Here is a 15,480-nt window from a genome sequence, read left to right on the forward strand (position 1 = left end):
GCGCGCACAAGTGGCATCTCGCGGACTCGGTCAGACCTCGCAGCCGGCGAAGAGGACCTCGGGGGAGGACACGAGGTCGTCGAGGGTCAGCAGACGGGTGAGGTCGTGGCCGGCGGCGAGGGCGTTCGAGCGCTCGAGGTCGGTCTGCGGGGCGAGGCGGCCCTCCATCACTCCATCGAGGGCGCGGACGGCGCAGGCGGCGACGACGCCCTCGGGGGTGCCGCCGACGCCGAGCACGAGGTCGACCGACCCGGCAGGATCCGCCGCCTCGATCGCGACCGAGACGTCGCCCTCGCCGCGCAGCGACAGCGCGACACCGGCCTCCCGGAGGGCGGCGATCAGCCCGGCGTGCCGCGGCTTGTCGAGCACGGCGACCACGAGCTCGGAGACCGGCTTGCCGAGGGCGTCGGCCAGCCGCCGCGCGTTCTCGGCGGGCGGCAGGTCCAGCCCGACGACTCCCGCCCCCGCTCCGGAGCAGACGAGCTTGTCCATGTAGAAGACGTCGCGCGGATCGAGCATCGTGCCGCGCGGTGCGAGCGCGATGACGCAGACCGAGCCGGGGATCCCCTCCGCCGTCAGCCGCGTGCCGTCGAGCGGGTCGACCGCGACGTCGCACGAGGGGGAGCCGGCTCGCCCGAGCCGCTCGCCGTTCGCGAGCATGGGGGCGTCGTCCTTCTCGCCCTCGCCGATCACGACGACGCCCGCGAACGGCGCCTCCGCCAGCACCGCCCGCATCGCCGCGACCGAGGCCGCGTCGGCGGCGAGCTTGTCGCCCCGGCCGTACCAGGCGCGCGCCGCCTCCGCCGCCGCCCGGACGCTCGCGACCACCGCCTCCCGCAGCTCGAGGGAGTAGGTCGGCGACGCGATCAGCCGGACCTCGCTCACGCGCGCGCCGGCTGCGACGTCGCGGTGCGGACCAGGCGCTCGAGCGTGCGCAGGCCGTCCGAGGAGAGCACCGACTCCAGGTGGCCCTGCACCGAGGCGACGGCGCGGCCCCGGAGCGCATCGACGATCCCCGTCGCCGGGTCGCGCGAGATCTCGAGTTCGAGCAGCGGAGTGCTCGACACGTCCGCACCCGCGACCGAGGAGAAGGTGTTGTAGAAGCCGATCGCCGCGTCCTCGCCGAACACGTCCACCGCCAGCCGCACACCCTGCCGCGGCGCGGGCAGCGGCTCCACCGGCAGTCCGGCGAGCAGCGACAGCATCTGGTGGCTGAGGCAGACGGCGAGCATCGGCCGCTCGGACGCGAGCCGCTCGGTCATCAGCGCGCGCAGCCGGGCGATCCGCGGCTCGGAGTCGTCCCGCGGATCCCCGGGGCCGGGACCGAACACCACGAGGTCGTCGCTCAGCACGTCCTCGACGCTCGACCAGCGCTCGACCCGGGCGTCCATGCCGAGGTGGCGCAGCTGGTGCGCGAGCATCGTCGTGAACTGGTCCTCGTTGTCGACGATGAGCGCCGTGTGCCCGGCGAGCCCCTCGATGTGCTCGGGCGCCTGCGGCCGCAGCCAGAAGGAGGCGAGCCGCTCGTTGCGCGCCTCCAGCGCCTCCTGCACGCCGGGCTGCGCGTTGAGGTCGATCGCCGGCGGGATGTCGCGGTGCGGCAGCAGCCCCAGGGCGGAGAGCACGCCCGAGGCCTTCGCCCGCGTCTCGGCGACCTCGCCCTCCGGCGTGGAGTGGCGCACGAGCGTCGCCCCGGCCGGCACGGTCAGCCGGCCGTCGGCGCGCAGGTACGCGGTGCGGATCAGGATCGGCGCGTCGACCGTGTAGCCGTGCTCCTCCGGCTCGAACAGCGCCAGGACGCCGGAGTAGTAGCCGCGCGGCTCCTTCTCGTACTCCGCGATGACGGCGCAGGCGTTCTCCATCGGGGAGCCGGTGACGGTCGGCGCGAACATCGTCAGCCGCAGCACCTCGCGGACGTCGAGGTCGGTGCGCCCCTCGAGCAGGTACTCCGTGTGGCTGAGCCGCGACATCTGCTTGAGGAACGGGCCGAGGATCCGCCCGCCGTTCGGGCAGACCGCGCTCATCATCTTCATCTCCTCGTCGACCACCATGAAGAGCTCCTCGCTCTCCTTGACATCGGCGAGGAACGCCAGCACCTCGGCGCCGGTCGGGCCGGCCGCGGGGTGGCGGAAGGTGCCGCTGATCGGATTCATCATCGCCACGCCGTCGCGCACCGAGACGTGCCGCTCCGGCGTCGCGCCGACCGCGGTGACGGTCGGCGAGCCGGCCGGGCCCGGGGTGTGGATCGCGAAGGTCCAGTAGGCGCCCGACTCGTCGGTCAGCAGCCGGCGGAACCAGGCCAGCACCGCCTCGACCGGGGGTGCGTCGGTGTGCGCGACGAACGCGCGGTTGATCACGAAGTTGGCGCCCTCGCCCCGGCCGATCTCGTCCTCGATCACGCGGCGCACGATGTCGGCGTACTCCTCGTCCGGCACGTCGAAGCCGCGCTCCTCGACGGGGATCTCGCGCTCGGGCAGCAGCCGCAGCACCTCGGCCAGCGGCACGCTCTCGCGCTCGCGGACCACGAGGTTCCGCAGCGGGGCGCCGTCGTCCTTCGCCGCGAAGCCGCGCTCGCGCACCTGGCGGTAGGGCACGAGGGTGAGCACGTCGGCGCCGTCGAGCGGGATGTCGGCGAGACCGTCGACGTCGACGACGTCGCCGGTGAAGACGTCGACGTCCGCCCGGCCCTGCCGGAGCACGACCGCGAACGGCAGCGATCCGTCGGAGGCGAGGATGCGGGAGAGGAGCGAGGTCATCGTGGTCCTTGGGTCGGGGTGTCCCTCACCCGGGCCCCGACATGCAGAACGACCGCCCGGTCGAGGCGGTCGTGTGCGAGAGGAGTCTGCGCGTCGGCCTGCCTAGGAGGCGGGCCACCAGGGGCGGAGGGTCGACGTGAGCACGGGGGAAGTCTAGGGGAGGCGCCGCGCGGGCGGCCACTCGGTCACGGGGTCGTCGCGCCCTGCGCGTCGGCGATCCGCTCGGTGGGCTCGCCGCGGAGCGTCCGGAGCAGGAGGGTCGCGCCGGCCGTCGCCGCCGGCGTCGCGACCACGGCGCCGCCGGGGACGAGGAACGCCAGGTAGACGGCGATGCCGAAGCCCAGCGACACCGCCCGGTGCTCGCCGAGGAGCCGGCGGCGCTCGCCGAGAGTGAGGCCGCGCGCCTCGCCGGCGAACCCGGTCAGCTCGAGGGCGAGGGCCCGCCCGCCGACGAGCGCCCCGGCGATCAGCCCGATCACCTGGCCGACGACGGGGATGACGCCGAGCAGCACCAGCACGACGCCGATGCCGAGCGAGGTGGCGACCAGCACGGCGGAGTCGCGGAGCGAGCGGCCGAGTCCGCTCCAGAAGCCCGACTCGTGCTCGTCCGGCACACCGCCGAGCTCGTTCTCGACGCCGCGCCAGATCCGCTCGTAGAACGGATCGCCGACGAGGAGCGTGATCGCGGCGAAGAGGACGACACCGAGCGCGATCAGCGCGCCGACCGCGGCGATCGAGAGCAGCAGGCGGACGGTGCCCGCCCAGGTCGCGTCCCAGGCGTCCGCGAAGGGCGTCAGTGCGAGCACGACGCCGTCGATCCGGGTGAGGACGAGCACCAGGACGCCGACGAAGACGAGCCCGACGATCAGCGGCGGGATCGCGCCGAGGAGCATCGCCCGGGGCGAGCGGACCCAGGTGCCGAACCCCCTGCCGAAGAGCCGAGCGCCGAGGGCCAGGTCGCGGAGGATCGCCATGGCTCGATCCTCGCAGAAGCGCCGTTACGCGATCGATGCAGAGCGCTGTGCCGCGGGGGATGTGCGGATGTTCAGGCCGCTGATAGACATCAGCCAGGCGCCCCGGGGACAGCTTCGGCGCCGGTCCAGCTTCCACCTTCTCGAGAAGGAATGCATCCATGTCTCTCCGGGGGACCCCTCTCCGCTCGCGTCTCGCGTGCCTCACCCTCGCCGTCGGCCTCGCCGCAGGCCTCCTCGCGCCGGGGGCGGCCGCGAGTGCTCTCGCGGAACCGACGCCGTCGCTGAGTCCCGCGGCGGAGTCGACGGCGACTCCGACCGCCGCGCCGATGTCCGCACCCACCGCGACCGCCGTGCCGTCCCCGGCACCCGTCGCGAGCGACGACACCGATCCCTCCTGCCCGGACGGCGAGCGGGCGGTCGCGATCGACTTCGATGCGATCACCGTCGACTGGAAGGCAGCGCCCGGGTTCGCGACCGTCGAGCTCCCGGAGGCGTCGTTCCCCGACTGCGCCGCATCGGCGGACATCGTCCTCGTCGCCGAGGGCCCCGCCGGCGAGTACTCCGGCGGCATCGGCGTCACGGTCCCCGTCGAGCGGGACGGCAGCGCGGCGCAGACCGCTCTGGTCCCTGCGCCGGACGGACCGCGCACAGTCCTGGTGACCACGAAGCTCTACGGCATCCGCGGCGGGTCGTTCATCGATCTCGCCTCCGAGCAGTGGCGCTCCGCAGCGGGAACGGCACTCGATCCGTCGACCGCCGAGACCGCCGTGACCGTGGACGGCGAGATCTCGATCGCCACCGCCCCCGGGACGATCACCCTGTCGGTCCCGCCCCGAGCGAGCACCGGTCGTTACGACGAGGCGAACATCGGCTACTTCGTGACCCAGGACAACGGCGTCGGTGTCGCACTGGACACCGTCGAGCAGGTCCCCGCCGAGGGCCTGCCGGCCCGCACCATCGAGGTCCGACTGCCGTACTCGGCCGACTGGACCGTCTCGGTCCAGACCTCCGGAGTGGACGACGGCGTCGAGATCGTTCGCAGCGAGATCCTGCGCGAGACCCTCCGGGTGCTGAGCGTCTTCGACTCCTGCGCGGACGGCCTCGACCGCTCCCAGGCGAACGAGCCGTTCACGGTCGACGCCGTCGGCGGAGTGGGCACCATCGCCGTCACGGTCGGCGCCCTCGCGCTGCCCGACTGCTTCGACGAGGTCACCCTCCAGGTCCTGGTCAAGAAGTTCAACAACGACGACGAGCAGGAGGGTGTCGAGCTCGGTCCGCTGCAGAGCGACGCCACGTTCGACGGCGCGACGGTGCGCGGCTCGTTCGCGCCCGGTCGCTACTTCGTCGTCGTCCTGGTCTCGGCCGCGGCGGGCGGCGAGTACGGCAGCCTGTTCCAGGTCTTCGATCCGAGCGTCACCATCGCCGACGATCAGCGGGACCCGATCGTCGTGACCGCTGCCGCGGCGTCGACCGCGACCGGTGGCCGGCACCTCGCCGCCACCGGTGTCGAGACCGCGGGCGTCGCCTCCGGTGCGGCCGCCCTGCTCGCCCTCGGCCTCGTGTCGCTCGTCGCGGCGCGTCGTCGCCGGAGCGCGCAGCCGTCGTAGCCGCTGCGCACGAAGGGCCCGGGAGCGTCTGCTCCCGGGCCCTTCTCGCGTTCCGCGTCGAGCGACCCGCCTCAGGCCAGCGCGAACGGGGCGAGCAGCCCCGCCATCTCCTTCGGGCGCGGCGTCGCGAACTCGTCGCGGCGCGAGGTCGTGACGCCCATCGCGACGAGGCCCTCGACCAGCCGGACGGCACTGGCGACTCCGTCGATCACCGGGACCCCGAGCTCGCGCGAGAGGTCTCGGCAGAGGTCGGCCATCCCCGCGCAGCCCAGCACGATCACGTCGGAGCCGTCGGTGGCGAGCGCCGCGGCGCACTCCTCGAGGATCACCCGGCGCGCGTCCGAGCGCGGGTCGTCCAGCTCGAGCACCGGGATGTCGCAGGCGTGCACTCCCGCGCAGGCCCGGTCGAAGCCGGCGCGGTGCGCGATGTCCCAGGCCCGTCCGCTCGTCCGCGAGAGCGTGGTGACGACGCTGAACCTCCGGCCGACCAGCGACGCCATGTGCATCGCGGCCTCGGCGATGCCGATCACCGGCCCGCGGGCGATCTCGCGGGCCGCGTCGATGCCCGGGTCACCGAAGCAGGCGACGACGTACCCGTCGCTCCCCGCCGCGTCGCCGCGGGCGATCTCGTGCAGCAGCCCCGGGACGGCGAGCGCCTCGTCGTAGTGGCTCTCGATCGAGGCCGGGCCCATCGGGGGAGTGACGGCGACGATCTCGGTGCCGACGGAGGCGACGGACCGCGCGGCGCGGCCGATCGCCTCCGTCATCGTCTCGCTGGTGTTCGGATTGACGACGGTGATGCGCACGGGCGCTCCTCGGTCTGGTGAAGGGGTGGAACGGGGTCGGCGGCCGACTCCCCCCTGCCACTCCTCAGAAGTTGCGGTAGTCGCGCGCGACTACCGCAACTTTCGGAGGATGGAGTGGAGGGCGAGGCGGCCCCGTGAGGGTGGGCGGGGCGGGCGGGGGAGCGCGCGGGTCAGACCGCGGCGCCGTCGCTCACGTTCTCGAGGTCCTCCTCGAGGCGGCCGATGCGCGGGGACCGGCGCTCGAGGAGGGCCATCGCGACGAAGCCGAGGCCGCAGCCGAGGAACCAGCTGTAGTCGCCGAGCCAGGTGAAGGACGGCCCGCCGGCCTCCTCGATCCAGCGCGGCACGAGCACCGAGAGGACGGAGGGGACGCCGCCGATCGCGGTCGCCCAGACGGCGTTGGGGTTGAAGCCGCGGGAGAACCAGTAGCGGCCCTTCTCGCTCATCGTGTACAGGTCGTCCACCCAGACGCGCTGGCGGCTGACCAGGTAGTAGCCGGCGATCAGGACGCCGAACAGGGGGCCGATCAGGGCGCCGAGGATGCCGAGCGTGTAGTGGATGGCGGTGTCGTTCGAGTACCAGTTCCACGGGGTGAGCAGCACCGAGCCGACCGCGGCGATCATGCCGCCCATCCGCCAGCTGATCTTCTTCGGGTTGACGTTGGAGAAGTCGAACGCGGGCGAGATGAAGTTGGCGACGATGTTGATGCCGATCGTCGCGATGACGAAGGTCAGCCCGCCGAGCAGCACGGCGAACCAGGTGTCGATCCGCTCCACCGTCTCGATCGGGTCGGTGATCAGCTCGCCGAAGACGGGGACCGTCGCGGAGGCCGTGATCACGGTGAGCAGCGAGAAGAAGAGGAAGTTGATCGGCAGGCCGAGGAGGTTGCCCTTCTTCACGGCGCGGTAGCTGCGGGCGTAGCGGGAGAAGTCGCCGAAGTTGAGCATCGGGCCGGAGAAGTAGGAGACGACGAGGGCGACGGCCGAGATCATCACCGGGATCGACGACGCCAGGTCGAGGACCTCGCCCGAGCCGAGGTTGAGCGAGATGTTCTCCCAGCCGGCCTGCGAGACCAGGTAGATCGCGAGCACCAGCATCACGACGTAGACGGCCGGGCCGGCCCAGTCGATGAAGCGGCGGATCGACTCCATCCCCCGCCAGAAGAGCGCGGCCTGGGCGACCCAGAGGATCGCGTAGGAGAGGTAGCCGAGGGCCGAGAGGCCGAGGAAGGACGCCTCGGGCGTGTTCCAGGCGGCCATCGCCGGGAAGAACTTGAGGAAGACGATGTTCAGCGACTGCGCGGCGAGATAGGTCTGCACGCCGTACCAGGCGATCGCGATGAGGCCGCGGATGATCGCGGGGATGTTCGCGCCGCGGACGCCGAAGATCGCGCGGTTGATCACCGGGTAGGGCACACCGGTGACCTGGCTCGGCTTCGCGACGAGGTTGCAGAAGACCTGCACGATCACGATGCCGACCACGAGGGCCACCAGCACCTGCCAGCCGGCGAGGCCGAGGGCGAAGAGCGAGCCCGCGGTCACGTAGCCGCCGACGCTGTGCACGTCGGACATCCAGAAGGCGAAGATGTTGTAGCTCGACCAGCGCTGCTTGACGAGCGGGGCGAGGTCCTCGTTGGCGAGGCGGTCGTCGTAGCCGGGCTTGATCAGCGAGGGGCCGGCGAGTCCGGCGGCCTCGACGGGCGCTGCGGCCCCGACGGGTGCTGCGGGGTCGACGCGGGGTGCGGTGGCGCGGTCGGTCATGGTGGATCCACCTCTCGGGCGGGTGTGCGCGGTCGGCGCGCGGATGGGATGTGTCAGGGTGGTCGTGGCGGCGGGCCGGGCGGTCGGCCGCCTCCGCCCGGGTGGCGGGCGTCGAGACGTTCTGTGAAGTCATCGCTTCACATGAGGAGAACCTAGGGCTCGACGCGGTCGCTCGCGTTTCGCGTTCGTTACAGCTGTGTGACGATCACTCAGGAGAGGACCGCGCCCCGCATGCCCACCGACGCGATCACGCCCGACCCCGCCGCGTCCGGGGTGCCGGACGTGGCAGGCGCCCTCGTCCGGACCGACCGGGAGCGTCTCGGCGCGCGCCTGCGGGAGCTGCGTCTCGCGTCCGGGATGTCGCTGCGCGCCCTCGCGCGCGAGCTCGGCATCTCGGCCAGCGCCGTCTCGCAGATCGAGCGGGGGGCGATGCAGCCCTCGGTCGGGCGCCTCATCGCGATGGTCGGCGCCCTCGGCGTCCCGCTCGCCGCGGTGTTCGACGAGTCCGCTCCCGGCTCGGTGGAGCCTCCGTCGCCCGGCGAGGCCCGGCAGGCGGGATCCGCCGGCGGCGGAGAGCCCGCGGCCACGACGGCGGTGGTCCGCGCGGGCGAGGTGGCCCCGGTCGCACTCGAGGGCGGCGTGCTCTTCCGTCGTCTCGGCCCGCGTCCTGTCGACGCGGTCGACTTCTTCGAGTCGACCTACCCGCCGGGGGCGACGTCGACGGCGCACCGCCGCTTCCTCCGCCACGACGGAGTGGAGATCGGCACGGTCACCCGCGGCGAGCTCACGGTCGAGTTCGAGGACGAGACGGTAGTGCTCTCGGCGGGCGACGCCATCACGTTCCCCTGCGAACGCGGGCACCGGATGATCAACCGCGGCGCCGTGACCGCGGTCGCGACGTGGCTGATCGTGCACCGCTGACGCGCGCCGCCGCCTCGCCAGACCGGTATGGCACAGTGACAGCAGTCCTCCACAGGGAGGAGGTGCAGAGTGCCTGTCCACACCCCCGGGGGATCCGGCCGCGGGACCCGCCTCGATGTCGGTGCCGCCTGGTGTGCTGTGCGCCTCGAACGATTGGTGCGGATTATGGATGGACGACAGAACAGGCGACCCGACGACGAGTGCCCCCGCTGGTGCGCGGGCGAGCACGACGAGACCGAGAGCGACGGGAGGAGGCTGCACCGCTCGCCGGCGCAGTCGCTCCCACTCGTCCTCTGGTGCGGGGCGGGCGCGAGCGACGGCCCCGTGGCCGCGGTCGTGCACGTCTCGCTGTGCCGCCCCGGTGGCCGGGGCGAGGAGCGGCTGCGCCTCGAGTCCGACGGGCTCGGCGCGATCGACCTCGACCTCAGCGCGGCGTCTCGGCTCGCGCGCGGCGTCGACGCGACGCTTGGGCTACTGGGCGGAGCCGCCGCCCGATGAGCGCGGCGGGTTCGGCGGCAGCAGGTCGGAGAGCTCGATGTCGAGGGCCTCGCAGAGCGCGAAGAGCGTCTTCAGCTGCGGGTTCGCGGGCGAGCCGGGCTTCGACTCGCCCTTCTCGAACTTCTGGTAGGTGTAGCCCGCGAGCCCCGCCGCGTGGGCGATGCGCTCCTGGCTCTCGCCCTTCGCCATGCGGGCTCGGTGGAGGTTCGTGCCGAGCTCGCGGGCGTAGGTGGTCCAGTCGCGCTCGGGGTCAGATGTCGCCATGCACGCCAGCTTCGGAGAAGATCCGCCGGCGGTCAGCCATACGCGCGTGGGTAATTGCCGATGGTCATACGTGCATGACCCTCATCGAGGGGGTGGCTGTCGCGTGCCGTGCGACGTGCTCCCGGTCGGGGAACGGCCAGCGCCTAAGATGGCCGGGTGCCAGTGAACCCCGACCTCACCGAGCGCGTGTTCGCGCCGACGGAGCCCTATCAGGTGGGACGGGAGAAGGTGCGCGAGTTCGCCCGCGCCGTCTCCGCCGAATCCCCCCTGCACCACGACCCCGAGGCGGCCCGCCGGGCCGGCTACCGCGACGTCGTCGCACCGCCGACCTTCGCCGTGGTGGTGCAGGAATTCACCCTCGCGCAGCTCCTCGCCGCCCCGGGCGCCGGTATCGACTTCTCCCGCGTCGTCCACGGCGACCAGCGCTTCAGCTACTCGCGCCCGATCGTGGCCGGCGACGAGCTGACCGCGACCCTCTCGGTGGCGAGCATCAAGAAGCTCGGTGCGCACTCGATGATCACCACCGAGTCGACCATGGTCGACGCCGACGGCGCGCACGTCGTCACCGCCGTGTCCACCCTCGTCGTCAGGGGAGACGAATGAGCGCCGAGCGCCCCGTCCTGTCCGAGCTCTCCCTGGGCGACGTCGTCGCCGAGCGGCGCTTCCACGTCGAGCGCGGCTCCCTCGTCCGCTATGCGGGCGCCTCGGGTGACTTCAATCCGATCCACTACCGCGACGACGTCGCCGCCGAGGTCGGCCTGCCCGGCGTGCTCGCGCACGGCATGCTCACGATGGGGACGGCCGTGCAGGTCGTCGTCGACTGGGTCGGCGACCCCGGTCGCGTGGTCGACTACCAGGTCCGCTTCACCCGTCCCGTCGTCGTCGACCCGAGCGAGGGCGCCGATCTCGACGTCGTCGCGAAGGTCGGCGCGCTCGACGCCGAGGCCGGGATCGCGCGGATCGACCTCGCCGTGACCGTCGCCGGCCAGGCCGTGCTCGGCAAGGCCCAGGCCCGCGTCTCGCTCGCCTGATCGCGCCGCGATGACGACGCCGCCCCTCTCCTCGCTCACCACGCTCCGCGTCGGCGGTGCACCGGAGCGCTACCTCGAGCCCGCGACGGAGGCGGAGCTCGTCGAGACCCTCCGCGAGGTCTGGGCCGAGGAGGAGCCGTGGCTGCTGCTCGGCGGCGGCTCCAACCTGCTCGTCGGCGACGACGGGGTGGAGGGCGTCGTCGTGCGCGTGCGGACGACGGGCATCGAGCGGCTCGACTCCGATCGGGCGGGTCTGGTCCACCTCCGGGTGCAGGCCGGCGAGTCGTGGGACGGACTCGTCGCCGCCACGGTCGAGCGCGGCTGGGCCGGGCTCGAGGCGCTGAGCGGCATCCCGGGGACGGTCGGCGCGTCTCCGGTGCAGAACATCGGTGCCTACGGGCAGGAGCTGTCCGACACCCTCGTCGCGGTCGACTTCCTCGACGAGGGCGCGCGCGAGCCGGTGCGGCTGACGGTGGCGGAGCTCGAGCTCGGCTATCGGACCTCGGCGGTCAAGCAGGGCCGGCGTGGAGCGGTCCTCGCCGTCGAGTTTGCCCTCGAGGACGTCGGCGGGGCCGGGCTCGGCGCGCCGGTCGCCTACGGGCAGCTCGCCAGCGCCCTCGGCGTCGAGCTGGGCGACCGCGTGCCGCTCGCCGAGGTGCGGGCCAGCGTGCTCCGGCTGCGCGGCGCGAAGGGGATGGTCCTGGATCCGTCGGATCCGGACACCGCCAGCGCCGGCTCCTTCTTCACCAACCCGATCGTCACCGTCGCGGCCGCGAGCGGTCTGCCTCCGTCGGCTCCGCGCTGGCCCGAGGCGACGGCGAGCGAGGCGCCGCTGGTGACCGCGCTCGCCGATGTCGAGGCGGGAGCGCCGATCCGGCTGCCCGCGCCGTCGTCGCCCGACGCGCTGGTCAAGCTGAGCGCCGCCTGGCTGATCGAGCACGCGGGCGTCGCGCGCGGCTTCGCGCTGCCGGGCTCGCGGGCCGCGATCTCGAGCAAGCACACCCTCGCGCTCACGAATCGCGGGGGAGCGACGGCGGAGCAGATCGCGGAGCTCGCCCGCTACGTGCAGGGCCGTGTCCTCGCCGAGTTCGGCGTCCTGCTGCACCCCGAGCCCGTCGTGGTCGGCACCACCGTCTGACGCGGTCGCGCCGCCTCCCCGTCGCTGATCGAGCAGCCCGAGCAGCGGCCGTACCTGCTGATCGAGTGGCCCGCGCAGCGGGCGTATCGAGATCCACCGGAACCGGAACGCGAGTCCGCAGACCCGGCCTTCGGAGGAGGGTGGGTCTCGATGCGCCCCTCCGGGGCTGCTCGACCAGCGAAGGGGGCGCCCTTTCGGGGTTGGCGACCGCCGCCTCCGGCCCGTCAGGCGTCGCGGCGGATCCAGCGGAAGGTCATCCGGCTCGCCACGAGGCCGAGCACGAGCCAGATCCCGAGCGCGATCGCCACACCGGTCAGATCCCAGGAGCCGTCGACCTCGAGCTGCTCGAAGTCGGCCGGGAGGAAGACCGCTCGCATCCCCTGCGCGATCCACTTGAGCGGGAAGATGCTCGCGATGGTCTGCAGCCAGTCCGGCAGCGTCGTGAACGACAGGTACGACCCCGAGACGAACTGCAGGACGAGCAGCGGCGGGACGATGACCGCGGTCGCGCTTTTGCCGGTCCGCGGCAGGGCCGAGACCGCGATGCCGAGGATCGCCGACGTCGCGACTCCGGCGAGGTAGATCCAGGCGAAGGTCGCCCAACGACCGCCGTCCGTCGGCAGCGGCACCGAGAAGGCCGTCGCCGCGACCACCAGCAGCAGCGCCGTCTGCGCGACGCTCGTCACGAGCACCTGGCCGAACTTGCCGAGGAAGTAGCTGAGGACGGGGAGCGGCGCTCCGGCGAGGCGCTTCAGCGTGCCGTCGCCGCGCTCCACGGCGATGTCGACGCCGAGATTCTGCACGCCGGAGAGCAGGATGCCCGCCGCCGCGAGTCCCGGCACGTAGTACTCGGCCATGCTGATGCCCGGATCCTGCGGGTCGGCCTGCATGACGGCGCCGTCGCCGAACGCGACCGAGAAGATCGCGAGGAGCAGCACGGGGAAGAGGAAGGTGAAGAAGACCTGGTCCGGCGCGCGGAAGTACGAGCGGACCTCGTAGCGGGCGCGGGCGGCGCCGAGGCGGAGCATCCGGCCGACGCCGGTGCGGAGCGCGGGGCGCGGGGTCGTGACGGCGCTCATGCGCGCTCTCCGATCGGGTCGAGGGCGGCGTCGGCGGCCCGGTCGTCGCGGATCAGGTCGAGGTAGATCGCCTCGAGGCTCGGCCGGACGATCTCGAGGTCGGCCGGCTCGCCGAGGCGGGCGTTCAGCTCGGCGACGACTCGCGCGGGCTCAGCGGTGCGGATGCGGCGGGGCTGTCCGTCCTCACGCCACTGCACGATCGGCACGCGGGCCTCGGTGCCGCCGATCTCGTCCATCCGCCCGATCGCGAGCAGTCGGCCGCCCGCGATGACCGCGGCCCGGTCGGCGAGGTGCGCGGCCTCGTCGAGGTAGTGGGTGGTGAGCAGGATGGTGGTGCCCTCGCTCTTCAGGAGCGCGACGAGCTCCCAGAACGAGTGCCGCGCCTCGGGGTCGAAGCCCGTGGTCGGCTCGTCGAGGAACACGAGCTCCGGGCGGCCCACGATGCCGAGCGCCACGTCGACGCGGCGCCGCTGGCCGCCGGAGAGCTTGCCGATCCGCGAGCGGGCCTTGGCGGTGAGACCGACGGCCTCGATCGTCTCGTCGACGTCGCGCGGGCTCGGGTAGAGGCCGGCGAAGTGGGCGATCTGCTCGCGCACGGTCGCGTTGCCGGATTCGCCGCTGGACTGCAGCACGATGCCGAGCCGCGACTTCCAGGCCAGGTCGCCGTGGCGCGGATCCACGCCGAGCACCGAGGCCTCGCCGCCGGAGCGGTCGCGATAGCCCTCGAGGATCTCGATCGTCGTCGACTTGCCCGACCCATTGGGCCCGAGCAGCGCGAACGTCTCGCCGCGCGCGATCTCGAACGACACGCCGCTCAGCGCCGGCGCGCCCCCGTAGTCCTTGCGCAGATCGCGGACTCGGACGGCGGCCTCAGGCGTCATCCCCCCAGCGTGCCCTGTCGGGCCCCCCGAGAACAGTCATCCCTCCCCGCGAGATGCCACTTGCGCTCCCGCCCACGGCGTGTCGCAGCCCACAAGTGGCATCTCGCGAGCCCCCACACGGACTCCACGGCAGCGGGGCGGAGCGCAACCGGCGATCCGCGTGCCAGCGGATCGTCGTGCGCGGACGCAGGACGCTCTGCGGAACGCGCCCACTTCCGCAGGCCGACTGCGGCCGATCGACGACGAAGGAGGAGAGCGGCTCGGCAGCACGGCCGAGCGCAACCGGCGATCCGCGTGCCAGCGGATCATCGTGCGCGGTACGCGACCCGCTCTACAGAACGCGCGCACCTTCGCACGCCGACTGCGGCTGATCGACGACGAAGGAGGAGATCAGCTGATCAGCACCGCCGGCTAGGCGAACAGCGCCTGGAGGCGCTTCGCGCCTTCGAGCAGCGCGTCGTCGCCGAGGGCGTAGGAGAGGCGGAGGTAGCCGCTCGGGCCGAAGGCCTCGCCGGGGACGGTGGCGACCTCGGCCTTCTCGAGGATGAGGTCGGCGAGCTCGAGCGAGGTGGTGGGGGTGACGCCGGCCCACTCGCGGTTCAGGAGTCCCCGGACGTCGGGGTAGACGTAGAACGCGCCACCGGGGGTGGGGCAGTCGACGCCGTCGATGTCGTTCAGTGCGGCGACGATGGCGCGGCGGCGCCGGTCGAAGGCGAGGCGCATCTTCTCGGCCGGCTCCTGCGGGCCGGTGAGGGCGGCGATCGCGGCGCGCTGCGAGATGTTGGAGACGTTGCTGGAGAGGTGCGACTGCAGGTTCGAGGCGCCCTTGATCGCGTCGGCCGGGCCGACCATCCAGCCCACTCGCCAGCCGGTCATCGCGTAGGTCTTGGCCACTCCGTTGACCAGGATCGTGCGGTCGCGCAGCGCGGGGACCGCCTCGACGATCGAGGTGGCGCGGGTGAGCGGGCTCGCGTCGTCCTGCCCCTCGAGCTCCTCGCCCTCGGCCGGGTAGACCAGGTTCTGGTAGATCTCGTCGGCGACGACCCAGAGGCCGTGCTCCTCGGCCCACTCGCCGATCTCGCGGGTCTGCTCGGCCGAGTAGACGGCGCCGGTGGGGTTGGACGGGGAGACGAAGAGCAGGACCTTGGTGCGCTCGGTGCGCGCCGCCTCCAGCTGCTCGACGGTGACCAGGTAGCCCTGGTCGGCACCGGCGAAGACATCGACCTGGACGCCGCCGGCGAGCTTGATCGCCTCGGGGTACGTGGTCCAGTAGGGGGTCGGGACGAGCACCTCGTCGCCGTCGTCGAGGAGGGTCTGGAACGCCTGGTAGACCGCCTGCTTGCCGCCGTTGGTGACGACGACCTGCGACGCCTCGACGGCCCAGCCGGAGTCGCGCGCCGTCTTCTCGGCGATCGCCTCGCGGAGGTCGGGCAGGCCGGCCGCCGGGGTGTATCGGTAGTTCCTCGGGTCGAGCACCGCGGCCGACGCCGCCTCGACGATGTGCTGCGGCGTCGTGAAGTCCGGCTCGCCGGCGGCGTAGGAGATCACGGGCCGCCCCTGGGCCTGGAGGGCCTTCGCCTTCGCGTCGACCTTGAGGGTCGCGGACTCGGCGATGGCGGCGATGCGGGCGGAGATGCGCGTGGGGGAGGACACGACGGCCAGCGTATCGCGAGGGCGCGAGGGGCTCCAGGCGACGGGCTGCGCTCGGCTGGACACGTCCTGCGGGTCCACGTACACTCGTCTGCGGTAGTCGAACGCTGCCCCG

The 15,480-nt window shown here is 72.8% G+C and carries 15 protein-coding genes; 6 read left to right on the forward strand and 9 right to left on the reverse strand.

Features of this window, described 5'->3' with window-relative positions; translation table 11 throughout:
- Positions 1-30: 30 nt before the first annotated feature.
- The 3 genes from GSU72_RS04445 to GSU72_RS04455 form a co-directional block, all read right to left on the reverse strand.
- The gene (locus GSU72_RS04445) at positions 31-885 is read right to left on the reverse strand and encodes a fructose-bisphosphatase class II (protein WP_159983986.1); all 855 of its coding nucleotides are present in this window, start codon (positions 883-885) and stop codon (positions 31-33) included.
- On the reverse strand, positions 882-2,756 hold the full coding sequence (locus tag GSU72_RS04450; protein WP_159983987.1) for a chorismate-binding protein: 1,875 nt from the start codon (positions 2,754-2,756) through the stop codon (positions 882-884). Before GSU72_RS04450 ends, GSU72_RS04445 begins: the two co-directional genes overlap by 4 nt.
- 185 nt (positions 2,757-2,941) lie before the next feature.
- Positions 2,942-3,730 (reverse strand): EI24 domain-containing protein, encoded by a 789-nt coding sequence (locus tag GSU72_RS04455; protein ID WP_159983988.1) that lies wholly within the window; start codon positions 3,728-3,730, stop codon positions 2,942-2,944.
- 158 nt (positions 3,731-3,888) lie between these two features.
- On the opposite strand from GSU72_RS04455, the gene GSU72_RS04460 reads away from it, so the two are divergent.
- On the forward strand, positions 3,889-5,337 hold the full coding sequence (locus GSU72_RS04460) for a hypothetical protein (protein ID WP_159983989.1): 1,449 nt from the start codon (positions 3,889-3,891) through the stop codon (positions 5,335-5,337).
- 71 nt (positions 5,338-5,408) lie between these two features.
- Here the strand turns inward: GSU72_RS04460 and GSU72_RS04465 are convergent, their stop codons facing one another.
- Both GSU72_RS04465 and GSU72_RS04470 read right to left on the reverse strand, forming a co-directional pair.
- A complete protein-coding gene (locus GSU72_RS04465; protein WP_159983990.1) occupies positions 5,409-6,143 on the reverse strand; it encodes an aspartate/glutamate racemase family protein in 735 nt (244 codons plus the stop codon).
- Between the two features lie 170 nt (positions 6,144-6,313).
- Positions 6,314-7,903 (reverse strand): NCS1 family nucleobase:cation symporter-1, encoded by a 1,590-nt coding sequence (locus tag GSU72_RS04470; RefSeq protein WP_159983991.1) that lies wholly within the window; start codon positions 7,901-7,903, stop codon positions 6,314-6,316.
- Between the two features lie 231 nt (positions 7,904-8,134).
- On the opposite strand from GSU72_RS04470, the gene GSU72_RS04475 reads away from it, so the two are divergent.
- Together GSU72_RS04475 and GSU72_RS04480 are read left to right on the forward strand one after the other, a co-directional pair.
- Entirely contained in the window at positions 8,135-8,824 is a 690-nt protein-coding gene (locus tag GSU72_RS04475) for a helix-turn-helix domain-containing protein (RefSeq protein ID WP_159983992.1), read from the forward strand.
- Between the two features lie 165 nt (positions 8,825-8,989).
- The gene (locus tag GSU72_RS04480) at positions 8,990-9,322 is read left to right on the forward strand and encodes a hypothetical protein (protein WP_159983993.1); all 333 of its coding nucleotides are present in this window, start codon (positions 8,990-8,992) and stop codon (positions 9,320-9,322) included.
- Here the strand turns inward: GSU72_RS04480 and GSU72_RS04485 are convergent.
- Positions 9,296-9,586, reverse strand: coding sequence for a helix-turn-helix domain-containing protein (locus GSU72_RS04485; RefSeq protein ID WP_159983994.1), 291 nt, complete (start codon positions 9,584-9,586; stop codon positions 9,296-9,298). The two genes, GSU72_RS04480 and GSU72_RS04485, sit on opposite strands and share 27 nt — an antisense overlap.
- Positions 9,587-9,742: 156 nt before the next feature.
- On the opposite strand from GSU72_RS04485, the gene GSU72_RS04490 reads away from it, so the two are divergent.
- From GSU72_RS04490 to GSU72_RS04500, 3 genes are read left to right on the forward strand one after another with little or no spacing between them, the layout of a single operon-like run.
- On the forward strand, positions 9,743-10,189 hold the full coding sequence (locus tag GSU72_RS04490; RefSeq protein WP_159983995.1) for a MaoC family dehydratase N-terminal domain-containing protein: 447 nt from the start codon (positions 9,743-9,745) through the stop codon (positions 10,187-10,189).
- Positions 10,186-10,617: a MaoC/PaaZ C-terminal domain-containing protein gene (locus tag GSU72_RS04495; RefSeq protein WP_159983996.1), complete on the forward strand. Its 432-nt coding sequence runs from the start codon at positions 10,186-10,188 to the stop codon at positions 10,615-10,617. Before GSU72_RS04490 ends, GSU72_RS04495 begins: the two co-directional genes overlap by 4 nt.
- A gap of 10 nt (positions 10,618-10,627) precedes the next feature.
- The gene (locus GSU72_RS04500; protein ID WP_159983997.1) at positions 10,628-11,755 is read left to right on the forward strand and encodes a UDP-N-acetylmuramate dehydrogenase; all 1,128 of its coding nucleotides are present in this window, start codon (positions 10,628-10,630) and stop codon (positions 11,753-11,755) included.
- 224 nt (positions 11,756-11,979) lie between these two features.
- On the opposite strand, the gene GSU72_RS04505 is transcribed toward GSU72_RS04500, so the two are convergent.
- The 3 genes from GSU72_RS04505 to GSU72_RS04515 form a co-directional block, all read right to left on the reverse strand.
- Positions 11,980-12,834, reverse strand: a complete 855-nt coding sequence (locus tag GSU72_RS04505; protein WP_159983998.1) for an ABC transporter permease — start codon at positions 12,832-12,834, stop codon at positions 11,980-11,982.
- On the reverse strand, positions 12,831-13,715 hold the full coding sequence (locus GSU72_RS04510) for an ABC transporter ATP-binding protein (RefSeq protein WP_159983999.1): 885 nt from the start codon (positions 13,713-13,715) through the stop codon (positions 12,831-12,833). Before GSU72_RS04510 ends, GSU72_RS04505 begins: the two co-directional genes overlap by 4 nt.
- Before the next feature lie 411 nt (positions 13,716-14,126).
- The gene (locus tag GSU72_RS04515; protein ID WP_159984000.1) at positions 14,127-15,368 is read right to left on the reverse strand and encodes a pyridoxal phosphate-dependent aminotransferase; all 1,242 of its coding nucleotides are present in this window, start codon (positions 15,366-15,368) and stop codon (positions 14,127-14,129) included.
- Positions 15,369-15,480: the final 112 nt, after the last annotated feature.

It is taken from the genome of Rathayibacter sp. VKM Ac-2760 (assembly GCF_009834185.1).
GTDB lineage: Bacteria > Actinomycetota > Actinomycetes > Actinomycetales > Microbacteriaceae > Rathayibacter.